At 74.3% G+C, this 13,295-nt stretch carries 7 protein-coding genes; 4 read left to right on the top strand and 3 right to left on the bottom strand.

The window, feature by feature from the left end; all coding sequences use genetic code 11:
• Positions 1–3: 3 nt before the first annotated feature.
• Complete coding sequence (locus DBP14_RS30850) at positions 4–4,653, bottom strand: non-ribosomal peptide synthetase (protein WP_129310694.1); 4,650 nt, start codon at positions 4,651–4,653, stop codon at positions 4–6.
• 355 nt (positions 4,654–5,008) lie between these two features.
• Positions 5,009–6,421 (bottom strand): hypothetical protein, encoded by a 1,413-nt coding sequence (locus DBP14_RS30855; RefSeq protein WP_129310696.1) that lies wholly within the window; start codon positions 6,419–6,421, stop codon positions 5,009–5,011.
• Positions 6,422–6,986: 565 nt separating this feature from the next.
• Here DBP14_RS30855 and DBP14_RS30860 point away from each other — a divergent pair.
• From DBP14_RS30860 to DBP14_RS30875, 4 genes are all read left to right on the top strand, one after another.
• Positions 6,987–8,087: an ABC transporter ATP-binding protein gene (locus DBP14_RS30860; protein ID WP_164992439.1), complete on the top strand. Its 1,101-nt coding sequence runs from the start codon at positions 6,987–6,989 to the stop codon at positions 8,085–8,087.
• Positions 8,084–8,854, top strand: a complete 771-nt coding sequence (locus DBP14_RS30865; RefSeq protein ID WP_129310700.1) for an ABC transporter permease — start codon at positions 8,084–8,086, stop codon at positions 8,852–8,854. Before DBP14_RS30860 ends, DBP14_RS30865 begins: the two co-directional genes overlap by 4 nt.
• Entirely contained in the window at positions 8,841–9,629 is a 789-nt protein-coding gene (locus DBP14_RS30870) for an ABC transporter permease (protein WP_129310702.1), read from the top strand. Before DBP14_RS30865 ends, DBP14_RS30870 begins: the two co-directional genes overlap by 14 nt.
• Before the next feature lie 126 nt (positions 9,630–9,755).
• On the top strand, positions 9,756–10,724 hold the full coding sequence (locus tag DBP14_RS30875) for a cupin domain-containing protein (RefSeq protein WP_129310704.1): 969 nt from the start codon (positions 9,756–9,758) through the stop codon (positions 10,722–10,724).
• Here the strand turns inward: DBP14_RS30875 and DBP14_RS30880 are convergent.
• A complete protein-coding gene (locus DBP14_RS30880) occupies positions 10,694–13,288 on the bottom strand; it encodes a helix-turn-helix transcriptional regulator (RefSeq protein ID WP_164992440.1) in 2,595 nt (864 codons plus the stop codon). The genes DBP14_RS30875 and DBP14_RS30880 overlap by 31 nt on opposite strands.
• Between the last annotated feature and the right edge of the window lie 7 nt (positions 13,289–13,295).

The raw sequence follows: 13,295 nt of genomic DNA on the forward strand, positions 1-13,295 counted from the left end.
CCCTCACCTGCTCGTGGACGGGTGCGATGACGCCGGCGCTCGCAGGTGGCGGGCGAACGCGTCGCCCAGGGCCTGCACGGTGTGCCGGTGATGGAGGTCGCGGCTGTACTGGAGTTCGGTCACGAGCCGTCCGGCGCGGACGTACACACGGATCTGCAGCACGGACCCGCGCTCCTCGCGCGGACTGAAACGGTCTGTGACGGCCTCGGGGGCAGGCTGCCACCCACCTGTCCCTGCCTCGGTGACGTCGTGCGGGCCGAGGTAGTTGAAGCTGATGTCCGGGCGGGGCAGGGCGCTCATGCGCTGCCGCTCGGCGTCGGTGCCGAGGCGCCGCAGCATGCCGTAGCCGTATCCGTGGTGCGGCACGGCGTCGAGCAGTTCGCCGACGGAGTGCGGCAGCGCGGTGCGCGAGGTGTCGCCGGGCCGCAGCACGAGGGGGTAGTCGATGGACAGCCACCCGATCGTGCCGTGCAGCACCGTTCCGGGGCGCAGGCCGTGCCGGCCGTGATGGAGGACCCGCACCGACAGCGCGGGCAGCCCGCACCATTCGTGGTACGCGGCGGCGAACGCGGTCAGCAGCGACTGCTGGGTCGTGACGCCGTCCTGCGGGCCGGGACGGAGCAGCGCGCGCGTGTGCTCGCGGCCCAGTACGTGCTCGACGCTGTCCGCCGTACCGGCGAGGTTCGCACCGCTCGCGCGGTCGACGGGCAGAGGGGGCACCCCGGCGAGGTCCAGCGCCTCCCAGAACCCGGTCCCGCCGGTCAGCGCCGGATCCGTCGCGGCCGCCGCCACCTCGTGCGCCCAGGAGGCGAACGTCAGCGACGGATGTGCCGGCGTCGGCTTCTCGGGGAGGCCGGCTCGGAGCCGTTCGTAGGCGTCGGTGAGTTCGTCCAGGAGGAGCCGGAAGGACCAGGCGTCCATCACCAGGTGGTGGGCCACCACCAGGACCCTGGGCGGCGCGGGGCGCGGCAGCCGTATGACCACCACCTTGACCAGCGGTCCGTCGTCGAGACGCAGCGTGCGCTGGTGCCGGCGCACCTCCGCGCGCACGGCGTCCTCGGCGCCCCGCGGCGTGCGGGGCAGGTCGGCGGTCACCAGGGTGACCCGCGGCCGGTCCGTCACGGTCTGCCGCCGGCGGCCGTCCTGCCGGGCGAAGGACAGCCGCAGGGCGTCGTGCCGCCCGGCGACCGTCCGCAGGGCCGCGTCGAGCAGGCCCGTGTCGAGGTTTCCGGCGACGTAGAGCCCGGCCAGGTTCGCCCAGTTGTGGTCCGGACGGTGCCGGGCGAAGAAGTCGTGCTGCATGGGGAGCAGGGGAACAGTGGCGCCGGTGGCCGGGGCCGCCGGGGCCGTGTGTGCCGGCCGCCCCGTGGTGACGGCGCGCGCGGCGATGGCGGCGAGGGTGTCGCCCCGGAGCAGTGCGGAGGCGGGCAACTCCAGGCCCTCGGCCCTGGCCCGGGCGACCACCCGGATCGCGGAGAGGGAGTTTCCGCCCAGTTCGTGGAAGGTGGAGCCTGGGGCGACGCGGGTGGTGCCCAGCACCTCCTGCCAGATACGGGCCAGGGCGTTGCCCGCGGTGTGGTCGGTGCCGGTGTTGTCGGCGTCGTGCGGTCGGCCGGTGTCGCCCCGGGCCGCGTCGTCGGTGGGGGTCTGCGCAGGCGGGGCGGGCAGGGCGCGCCGGTCGGTCTTGCCGTTCGGTGTCGTCGGCAATGCGTCGACGAGGGTGAACGAGGCCGGCACCATGACGGCGGGCAGGACCTGCCGCGCGTGACGTCGTATGCCGGGGACCGGGTCGTCGTCGGCGCCGCCGGCACGGCGGGCGTCGCGGGCGGGTACGACGAACGCGGCGAGCCGGGCCTCGCCGGTGGCGTCGCGGACCGTGGTCACGGCGGCGGCGCGGACGTCCGGGTGAGCCAGCAGGGCGGCCTCGATCTCGGCCGGCTCGACGCGGTGTCCCCGCACTTTGACCTGGTCGTCGAGCCGTCCGTGGAAGCGAAAGGCGCCGTCGGGCCGGAGCGAGACGAGGTCGCCGGTGCGGTACAGGCGCAGGCCGGGGAGTTCGGGGACCCAGCCGGTGACGAAGCGTTCGGCCGTCAGCTCCGGCCGCCGCCAGTAGCCCAGGGCCAGTTGGACGCCCGCCAGGCACAGTTCACCGCGTACTCCGGGGGGCACCAACCGGCCCCTGTCGTCCACGACGTACGCCGAGGAGTTGGCCACCGGGGGCCCGATCAGCGAGGCGTCGTCGACGCCCTCGACGCGGCGGGCATTGGACCAGACGGTCGCCTCGGTCGGCCCGTAGGCGTTGTAGATCTCGCAGTCGAAGGCCTCGCGCAGGCTTCGCACGGTGTCGGCGGGCACCGGTTCACCGCCGATGAGCAGGTGCTTCAGGCCGCGCAGACGCCTTCGCCACGCGGGATCGGCGGCCAGGGCGGTGGCCAGCGTCGGTGTGCACTGCAGATGGGTGACGTGGCGCCCGCACAGTTCCTCGTCGACCGCCGCGGGATCATGGGGTGAGCCGAGCTGCACCTGGGCGCCGGTGGACAAGGGCCAGAACAGTTCCAGGAGGGCGATGTCGAACGAGACGCTGGTGACGGAGTGGAAGGCGTCGCCGGGGCCGCATCCGATCAGGCGATCGAAGGCCCGCACGACGTTGACGGCGGCACGGTGGGGTACGACGACGCCTTTGGGCTGTCCTGTCGATCCGGAGGTGTAGATCAGGTAGGCCGGGTCCTCGGGGCCCGCCGGCACGTGCACGGACACGGGTGCGGGTGCCTGCGTCGGCGCAGGCGCGGCGAGCGCCTCGACGGTTTCGAGCACCGAGACGCCGACGCCGAGTTCGTCCAGCCAGTCCAGCCGGGCCGCCGACCCGGGGTCGGTCAGCACGACCGAGGGCCGGCAGTCCGTGACCATGAACCGCAGCCGTGGCACCGGGTAGGTCAGGTCCAGCGGGACGTAGGCCGCGCCCGACGCGAGCACCCCCAGCAGAGCCGCCACGAGTTCGGGTGAGCGTCCCATGGCGACCCCGACCACGTGGCCGCGGCCGACCCCGTGCGCCGCGAGTCGCCCGGCCACCGCGGCGGCGGCCGCGTCCAGCGTCGCGTACGGCACCGTACGGCCGTCTCCCACGATCGCGGCCGCGTCACCGGCCGCCTGTGCGCGGCGGCGCACCAGATCGTGCAGCCCGACCGCGTCGATCGCCATGACGGGGCCCTTGACCGAGTCGACGACGTCCCGGTCGGCCGCACCGAGCAACGGCAGGTCTCCCACCCGGCCGTCCACAGCCGTCACCGCTCCACGGGCCAGGGCGTCGACGGCGGCGATGACGCGGCGGGCGTCGTCGGGGCCGACCGCGCGGCTGTCGCGTTCGAGTTGGCCGGCGATGTGCGGCTCGGTGCGTTCCACGGCCAGGGTGAGGTCGAACTCGGCGGGGCGGGGCGGTCCGGGGATGCGGCGCGCCACGATGCCCGGGAGGTCCAGGGTGTGGTGCGGGACGTTCTGGAAGGCGAACAGCACGCTGAACAGGGCCGTGTTCGTCTGCTCGCGCAGGGATCCGGAGGCCGCGAGCACCCGGTCGCCCTCCAGCGGGAGGTGCGCCAACGCGTCGAAGTGTGCGCTCTCGACGCTCTCGGCCAGAGCCCGGAATGACATGTCGTCCCGCACGTCCACGGCGAGTGCGCTGGTGTCGAGGAACAGTCCGACGGTCCGCTCCTCCTCGTCCGTCCGGTTCGAGGTGGGGTAGCCGAGGACGACACGCGGCCTGCCGTGCAGCCGGGAGAGGGCCAGCGCCACCAGCGCGGCGGTCACCACGAACCGGGTGGTGTCGAGCAGCGCCGCCAGCCGGGTCACCGCCTCGGTCGCGGCGTCGCCGAGCGCGAACGGCTCGGCGGCCAGGCGCGCGGGTCGATCGGTGGCGCCGGACACGACGTCGTGCCGGTCGAAGACGAAGGGCGCGTCCGGCCCAGCGGCCAGCAGGACGTCCGCCCAGTACGCGATGTTGCGCCGGCGGGCGGCCGGGTCGAGACGTCGCGCCTCGGCTTCGACGTGCGCCCGGTAGGAGGTGCGGGAGGCGACGAGGGCCGGCTCCGCGTGCCGGAGCGCGGGCGTGCCCGATCGTGCCGAGCGGTAGGCGGCCGAGAGGTCCTCCAGCAGCAGGGCGACGGACCAACCGTCGAACACCAGGTGGTGTACGAGGACCAGTACGACGGTCGTGTTCGCGTCTTCCCGCAGGACGTGCACCCGCAGCAGGGGCGGCCGCCCGAGGTCGAACGGCTGCTCCGCCATGCGGCGCTGCCAGTCGGCGGTGAACGCCTCGCTCCCGGAACCGGTGGCGGTCTCCGCGTACGGCGCGCGGGTGTCCACCGTGAACGGGCAGCCCATCGGGGGCCCGACCTCCTGGACGGGCCCTTCGTCGGTGAGCCGGAAACCGGTGCGCAGCGCCTCGTGCCGGGCGATCACCTCGTCGAAGGCGGCCTGCAGCGCGCTCAGGTCCAACGGGCCCGTGAGCCGGTGGGCCAAGGAGAGGGTGTAGGCGCCCGGGTCCTCGTGTGTCTGGGTGTGGAGCCAGATGGTGCGCTGTTCCACGGACAGCGGGAACGGGCGGGGCCTCGTCGCCGGGTACGGCTCGCGCGGGTCCGCGACCACGGGGACTTCGGTCATCACCTGCTCCTTGCTGCGTTCGTGCGGGATGGGGACGGCCGTGACACCACGGCCTCGGAGGGGGGACCCCGACGGGTGCGGGAGCAGCCGAAGCCGCCACCCGCACCCGTCAGGTGCGCAGGGTCAGATGACCTCGTGCATGAAGAGGGAGCCGGTGACGGTCTCCAGGCCCTCGACGGTGGCCAGAACCTCGTCGATGATGTGCGCCATGGTGCTTCTCCTTCTGTGAGGGGAACCGTGTGGTTCCGTCGGGCGGACGGGTCGTCCCGTCCGCCGTGATCCGTCCGGTGCCGACGGGGTCGGCGAACGGATCCTCCGGGCGGCCGCCCGGAAGTCTGTGGGGGTGTGGCGGGGCTCAGCGCACCGCGAACCCGGGCACCCGGGACCGGTCGCCGGTGAGGCGGACGTCGAGCACACAACGGCCGCCTGCCACCAGCCGGGCCAGTTCGGGTGAGGATGTGAGGGCCGCCGCCTGCACGCGCCGGACCAGTTCCCCGGCCGCTTCGGGCAGCAGCGCCGGTGAGAAGCCCACGGCCGCCAGCAGGACCAGCCGCTGTGCGCCGCCGTCCGTCCCCGGCTCCAGCGTGCAGGAGGCCAGCGGGGCGGCTCCCGGGCTCTGGCTGAAGGCGGGGATCCGGCTGGCGAGGGGCACGCGGGCGATCTCGGGGATGCGTTCCAGCGCCTCCCGCAACGGGTAGGCCCGACAGGCCGGCAGCGGATCACCGCCGCCTTCCACCACGGGGGTGCGGGCCGTGCGGCCGACGAGGATCACCGAGATCTCACCGGGTTCGCAGGGGGATTCGCGTCGCTCGACGAGATCCCCGGTCTCGTAGCGGACGAAGGGCTGGCACTGGGAGAAGGGGTGCAGCTCGGTCAGGACGAGCCGGCCCACTCCGCTGCCGACCGGGGTGTCGTCGGTGAGGGACAGCACCTCCGGGACGACGTGCGCGTCGAAGTGGAACAGGTCGCACGTGCCGCAGAGCGTCGCGCCGCCGATCACCTCCGACATGCTGTAGCGGTGCACGACCTGACCGGAGGGGGCCAGGGCGGACCGGATCGCCCTGCTCTGGGCACGGGAGAGGTAGTCCGCCACGCTGGTGACCCGCTGCACCCGGTCCGGTTCCAGCGGGCCGCCGTCCGCGACGGCGGCGGCCAGCAGCATCAGGTCGTCGGGCGGCCCGCTCACCTCGTACGCGCAGGTGTCGAGGTCGGGGAAGAGGCGGGGGGAGCGCAACAGGGCGACGGACCGGGCGACTTCGGATGCCGTGAGGACGCTGAGCGACATGCGCCGCTGGGTGCCGTCAGCGGCGCCCAGGGTTCCCCCGTGGTGCCGTGCGGTCAGGGTGGTGAAGTGGACAACGGGCCGGGCCGGTCGACCGGTCAGCTCCTGCGCCCTCGCGCTCAGCCCGGTGCGGAACTCGCCGAAGGCGGCGATCTCCTGGGCGCTGCGGTACCTCCTGACCGGAGTGCCGGTGGTGGTGCCCGTGCTGTGGATGAGGACGTCGGGGGAGCTGTCCGGGTGGAGCATCTCCTCGGTGTGGTGCGCCAGGTCGGCACGGGTGAGGACGGGCAGGCCGACCAGTCCGGCCACGGTCACCGGCTGTTCCGTACGGCCGGGCCAGCGGTCCCGGTAGAAGGGGACGCGGGCGGCGTGCTCGATAGTGCGGGGCAGCAGCTTGTCGCGCAGGGCCGTCTTGCGGCCGTGGGCCGGGGCTTCCCGGCCGGCCCGGCCGGCTGCGGCTTCGTCCGTGCTCGTGGGTGCGTTCATGGTCGTGGCTTCCCTGCCTCTCACGGGGTGGTGCCGGACCCGCCCGGTGGTGTGCCGTGCGGACACACAGGGAGGGCGGGCTGGTTGTGAGCCGCATGCCGGCACCACCTGTGATGGGCTGTGCGGTGACCGGAAGGAGCGGGTGTTCCGTCGTTCCGGTGGACCGTGCGGCGATGACCACAAGACTGCTCGGCCGCGCCGGCCGCGCGCATCCGTCGGTCGACCGGTCACACCGGTGCGGAACGCCCGGAGCGGCCACAGCCCTTGCCCCAGGCGGACCGTGGGGAACGACAGACCGGAGCGACCCGCGGCGGGGGGCCGTCGTCATCGGCAAGGGCATCCGTCAAGCCGTGGTCGGAGGGCTTGACGGCCTCGGTTCGGGCCGCCCTGGGAAGGCATTCCGACGGCGTCGACCGTGACGGCCGGCAGCCGTGGGGCGCCGGCCGGGACCGCGTCCGGCCGGGCGCGGCCGGTCGTTCGACGGATGCCCGGGCGGGGCGCGGTTCGCATAGTGGGCAGGGGGCTGTCAGTCGCCTCCTCCTCCGCTGACTCGAAGAGGTCCACTGTGGAACCACCGAACCGGCAGACGACCCTGCCGCCCGACGACCGGCGGGACACCGGTGCCCGCACCGCGTCCGCGACCGGTGCCCGGCGTTCGCCGGACGGGCCGCTGTCCTGGGGCACGGGGAGCGGGACGTCCGCCCCCGAGGTGCTCGGTGTCACCGACGTCGCGCGCTCCTTCCGTACCCGGCGCAGAACGGTGGACGCGCTCAACGGCGTGAGCCTGTCCGTCGCCGCGGGAGAGCTGGTGGGCCTCCTCGGCCTGAACGGCGCCGGAAAGACGACGCTGTTGAAGATCGTGTCCACGCTGCTGCTGCCGAGCTCCGGAAGCGTGCGAGTCTGCGGTCACGACGTGGTCCGCGAGCCTCGGGCGGCCCGCCGGCGCCTGTCCGTCGTACTCGGCGGCGACCGCGGTCTCTACCTGCGCCTGTCGGCCCGGGACAACCTGGAGTTCTTCGCGATGCTCACCGGGCTGCACCGGCGTGAACTGGCCCGGCGCACGGAGCAGGCACTGGAGTTCGTGCACCTCGCACACGTCGCCAAGACCCCCGTGGAGACGTTCTCCCGCGGCATGCGCCAGCGCCTGCACCTGGCCATCGGCATGGTCACGCGTCCGGATCTGCTGCTGCTCGACGAGCCGACCGTGGGGCTGGACCCCGTCGAGGCCCAGAACGTCAGGGCGGCCGTGGCCGCCATGCGCGCCGAAGGCACCGCGATCGTCCTGACCAGCCACTATCTTCACGACATCGAGCAGTTGGCGGAGCGAGTGGTGGTGCTGCACCAGGGCCGCGTCCTGCACGACCTGCCCCTGCCCCGGCTGCTGGAACGGGCCAGGACCGCGGCCGTCGTGACCATCGGCGGCCGGGGTACGGCGCCGCGACGGCCCGCGGACTCCACGGGCGGCCTCATCCGGGTGGAACGGCTGGAGCAGCACGACACCGGGTGGACGATGGTGCTCCAGCTGGCGTCCTGGACGCCCTCCTCACTGCGCGAACTGGCCGACGCCTGGCCCGACCAGCAGATCCTGGACGTCAGGGTCGCCCCTTCCGGCCTGGAGCAGGTCTTCTTCGACCTCGCGGACGGCACGCGGGCGGAGGCGTCGTGACCGCCCTGCGAGGCGCGGCGCCGATCCTGGCCGCCGCCCGTCTGCAACTGCGCGGTACCGCCTGGCTGTCGATACTGATCGGCGCCGCGGTCCAGCCGGCCACGTACGTCACCATCACCCTGGCCGCCCACGGGACGTCCGCGCTCGACCGCCCCACGATCGTCCTCGGCAGCGGGCTGCTCAGCGCCTGGACGGTCACACTGTGGCAGGCCGGCATGGTTCTGCGCCGCGAGTTCTGGGCGGGCACGCTGCCCGCCATCTGTTCCCGGTCCGCCGGCCTCGGGCCGGTCCTGGTGGGGAAGACGCTCGCCGCCGTCGGCCTGTCCGTCACCCTGACCGCCGCGTCCGTCGCGGTCGTGGCCGCCGTCGAGGGCCACCCCCTGGCCATCGCGCGTCCCGGCGTCTTCTGCCTCGCCCTCGTGGCCGGGTTCGCGGCGACGCTGCCGCTGGGCCTGCTGGTCTCCTGTCTCTTCCTGCTCACCAGGTCGGCGATCCGGGTCGCCGAGACCCTGCTGTACCCGGTCTTCATCCTCGGCGGCCTGCTGATCCCGCTGGACCGGCTGCCCGCGTGGCTGCGTCCGGTGTCCGGCGCGCTCAGCCTGCACTGGGCCCAGCAGTTGCTGACCGGCGCCGCGGCGGGCTCGGTGCCCGCGAGCGGCTGGGCCGGTCTGGCGGTCACGGCAGCCGTGTACACCGTGGCCGCTCGCCTCGCCTTCCGGCGGGTGCTGCGCCGGGCCCGTGAGGAGGGCACCCTTGAGATCTTCTGACGTGATGTTCGCGCTGGGCCGCACGGTACGCGTCGGCGTCCGGGAGTACCTGGTCGAGCAGCCTCCCAGGGTGCTGGCCGGCGCCGTCGCGCCCCGCGCGGTGCTCCAGGTGGTCTTCCTGACCGTCCTGGGCCAGGCCGTGGCCGGCCCCGGAGGTGCCGTCGCCGCGGGCCTCGGGGCCTGTGCCTTCGCCATCGTCACGGCCACCGTGGTCAAGGCCCCGGACGTGCTGATCAACGAACGGCACCAGGGAACGCTGCACCGCCTGCGGCTGACCGAACTCCCGCTGCCGGGGCTGGTCGTCGCGCGGTGGGTGGTCTACGGGATCGAGGGTTTCGCCTCGGCGGTGCTGGCCGTTCCGCTGGTGGCCCTGATCACCGGCGACGGGCGGGTCCTGCGCGCACTGCCCGCCCTGCTGCCCCTGTTCGCGGTGGTCGTGGTGACGACGAGCGGCTACGGACTGGCGGTCGCCGTCCTCGCGCTGGGCAGGCGGGCCGACGTCTTCCTCGCCAACATGGCCTCCTATCTGGTGCTCGCCCTCGGCGGCGTGCTCGTCCCGCTGGCGCCGGGGACCCTGCGGGCCCACCTGGGCGCGCTGCTGCCCCTCTCCCACGGCGCCGCCGCGCTGCGCCACGTGGTCGAGTCGGGCCGGCCCGCCTGGCCCGACGTCCTCGCAGAGCTGCTGGTGGGGCTCGCGTGGTGGACGCTGGCACTCGCCGGAATGCGGATCCAGGCCGCACGGTCCCGCCGCCTCGGCAGCGACTTCCGCTTCTGACGCCCACCACCGAGCGCGTGCGACACCTGTGCGCCGCGCCCTGACCGGCACGTTCACCACCCGCGCGCCGCGCCACGGCACCGGAACCGGTGCACCCCTGATCAGGACCACTCGAGGAGATGACCCATGTCCGTACACACCCTGTCCGAGCTGGTCGGCGACACCGCCGCGTTCCGGCGGACCCACTGGCGGCGCACGCCCGCGGTGTTCCGGCCCGCGACGGCGCCGCGACCGCCCATGACCCTCGCCGACCTCGACGCCGTACTCTCCTTCGGCGCGCTGCGGTCGTCGTACGTGGAGCTGGCCCGCGCCGACAAGATCATCCCGCCGGAGGCCTACTGCGGTCCGCGCACGGTGAACCAGCGCGTCCACGACGGATTCGCGGACGGCGGCAAGATCCGGGACCTGGTACGGGACGGCGGCACGCTGCTGCTGCGCTGCGTCGACCAGTGGCACGCCCCGACGGCCGCTCTCACCGGCGCCCTGGCCAAGGAGCTGGGCCGCAAGGTGGAGGCGTTCTTCTTCGTCACGCCGCCCGGCCGCCAGGGCCTGCGCATCCACCGGGACGACGCCGATGTCTTCGTCCTGCAACTCAACGGGAGCAAGAGCTGGCACGTCCACGCCGGACCGGCCGACGGCGACTGGGCGCCCGGGCCGCTCCGGCAGGACGGTGGCCCGGCACTGCTGTCCACCGATCTCCACGCCGGCGAGGTCCTCTACATCCCCCGGGGGTACGCACACCACGCCACCGGAAGCCAAGGCCTGTCCGCCCATCTGTCGCTCACCGTCCGGGAAGTGGGCGGAGTCCACCTCTACAAGGCCCTCCAGCAGGCCCTGCTGGAGGGGCACCGCATCACTCCGCGGCCGGCCGACGACGCGGCGCTCCTCGACGAGGCGTCCGTCATGCTCAGGCACCTGAAGGACCGGCTGACCACGCTCTCCCCTGACGACCTCCTCTCCCGCGCGCGGGCGTCCCTGCTCGCCGACGAGACCGGGCACACCAGTCCCGGGCTGGACGACCTCGCACGATCCCTGGAGCCGTCGGCGGACGCGGCCGCCCCGGATCAGGAGAAGGGCAGCAGCTCGTGCAATTGATGACGCGAGGTGATGCCCAGCTTGGGAAACACCTTGTGCAGGTGGTAACTGACGGTGCGCTGGCTCAGATAGAGCTGGGCCGCGATCTCGCTGTTGCGCATCCCGCGGGCCGCGTACGTCGCGATCTGCAGCTCCTGCGGCGTCAGGGCGCATGCGGGGCGGGCCGGTCCGTCCGGCTCCACGGACTGCTTGCGCACCCCCGCGGCACGCAGTTCACCGCGAGCCTGCTCCGCCCAGGGGGTGGCGCCCAGCGACTCCAACCGGTCCACGGCAAGCCGCAGTTGCTCCCGCGCGTCGATCACCCGGCGTTGCCGGCGCAGCCAGTTGCCGTACAGCAGCCGCACCCGCCCCTGGGCGAAGGGCGCCGACGCCGCGCTCGCCAGTGCCTTCTCGAACGCGGGCTGGGCGCCGTCACCGGCGAGCAGGGCCCCGGCCCGGTCCAGCCCCGCGACGTGCGGACCACCGCGCCCGCCCCACGCGTCCACCGCCGACTCGAACCGGGCCATCCACACGCGGGCCTCGTCCTCCCGGCCGGTGCGCAGCGCCACCTCGATCAGGTCGGGATAGACCAGCAGTGCGACGGAGCCGTGCGCGGCGGGCGAACCCGCGGTGACGACGTCCTGGAAGTGGTGGAACGCGTCCTGGCTCCGCGACTCCGCCAGTGCCGCGAGGCCGCGGGCCCACTGGGTGACGGCCCGCGTCGAGGTGCGGGCGTCACCGCCGGCGAGGGCGGCCGTCGCGTGGTCGCGGTGCGCGGCGAGGTCGCCGCGCACGGCGGCGAGCCAGGCCAGCAGGGCGTGGAAGGCCCCGGCCGGCCCGGACCTTCCCGTGCGCGCACACTCCGTGAGGCCCCGCTCGCCGTGTGCGCGGGCCTGGGACCACGCACCCGTCAGCAGTTCCCCCGCCGACAGTTCGTACAGGACTCCCGGCAGGGCGGCCACGGCGCCGGCACGTTGCAGCAGCTCCAGGTGGCGGCGCAGGTACGGGACGTCCGGGGTGGTGAGACCCGGCAGATGGGGCCGGGGCCCGGGCAGCCAGCACCAGGGCACGGGGGCGTCGTCCGCCGGCGGCACCGGCGTCGCGAGGAGCGGGCGTACGGGATCCCCGGCGCGGCCGTCGGTCCATGAGGACCGGGCGGCGAGCGCCGTGAGCCGGTGACGGAGCCAGGGGTCCGCGTCGTCCGGCGCGGTGGGGACCGAGGCCGCCGCAGGCCCGGAACCGGGCGCCGCCTCCGCGCCCTGCCACACCAGTGCGCGCACGTAGTCGAGTCGGGCCCGGTCGGCAGTGGTCTCGGCGAGGGCATACGCCTGTTCGAGGAGCGCGGCGGCCCGAACGGTGTCGGCGGCGGCCCAGGACGAGGCCGCGGCCTCGGTCAGGCACCGCAGGCGCAGCGCCGGGCACGCGGCGAGTTCGGCCGCCCGGCCCAGCAGCTCCGCCGCGGCCGCGGCTCCCGGGGCGGCGTTGCGGGCCAGCTCGGCCACGGCCTCGGCGACCGTGTCATCGGTGCCCAGTGTGGCCTCCGCGAGGTGCAGGACCCGGCCGGTGCTGCCGGGTTCGGCGGCCCGGGCGAGGCTGAGGTGGGCGGCCCGGCGTTCACTCACCGCGGCGCTCTGGTAGACGGCCGAACGGACCAGGGGATGACGGAACCGCACCTGGTGCCGGTCGAGTTGGAGGATGCCCTCGGCCGCGGCCGTCCCGAGCGCGGCGGTCCCGGCGTCCTGGTCCTCGCAGGCACCGAGAACGGCACAGAGGTCTCCGTCGTGGGAGGCCGCCGCGAGCAGCAGGCAGCCGCCGGGATCCGCCGTGTCCGTGCGGAAGACGCGCCGGAGGCGCTCGGTCAGCTCAAGCAGCCGCGGCAGCGGTACCGAGCCGTCCAGTTGCCCCGCGCTCAACGCGCGGGGCAGCTCCACGAGGGCCAGCGGATTGCCCCGCGCCTCGGACAGCAGCCGGGCCCGCACGCCTTCGGCGGCCGTGGGAGCCGAGATCGCGAGCAGGGCCCGGGCGGCCTCCGCGTCCAGCGGCCCCACGCGCATCTCACCGATGTGGGGAGCGGGAAAGGACGGCGTCGTGTCGCGTGCGGCGAAGAGCAGTCCCACGCCCTGCACGTCGGCCAGTCGGCGCGCCGCGAAGGTCAGCGTCCGCGCTGACGCGGGGGCGAGCCGGTGGGCGTCCTCCACGACGAGCAACACGGGAGTGCGGGCGGCCGCGGTGGCCAACAGCGTGGACGTGCCGAGCGCCACGAGGAAGCGGTCCGGGTCGCCGCGGTCGTGGCCGAGGGCCGACCGCAGGGCCGCCGCCTGCGGTTCGGGCAGTGCCGCGAGATCGGCCAGCAGAGGACTCAGTACCTGGTGCAGGGCGGCGAACGGAAGGTCGCTCTCCTCCTCGACGCCGGCGGCCCGCAGCACCCTGACACCCTCACCGGTCTCGCGCAGGACGGTGTCGAGCAACGCGGTCTTGCCGATGCCGGCCGGGCCGCGCAGCACGAGCGCACCGCTGCGCCCGGCCCGCACCCCGGACACGAGGCACGCCAGTTCCCTGCGTTCACGCTCACGACCGACCACCATGGGGAAC

It is taken from the genome of Streptomyces sp. L2, assembly GCF_004124325.1.
Classification (GTDB): domain Bacteria; phylum Actinomycetota; class Actinomycetes; order Streptomycetales; family Streptomycetaceae; genus Streptomyces.

Excerpts from the sequence above, each read along its gene's own strand:
- DBP14_RS30850 (WP_129310694.1), bottom strand. The coding sequence starts at position 4,653 with ATGACCGAAGTCCCCGTGGTCGCGGACCCGCGCGAGCCGTACCCGGCG.
- DBP14_RS30855 (WP_129310696.1), bottom strand. The coding sequence starts at position 6,421 with ATGAACGCACCCACGAGCACGGACGAAGCCGCAGCCGGCCGGGCCGGC.
- DBP14_RS30875 (WP_129310704.1), top strand. The coding sequence starts at position 9,756 with ATGTCCGTACACACCCTGTCCGAGCTGGTCGGCGACACCGCCGCGTTC.
- DBP14_RS30880 (WP_164992440.1), bottom strand. The coding sequence starts at position 13,288 with ATGGTGGTCGGTCGTGAGCGTGAACGCAGGGAACTGGCGTGCCTCGTG.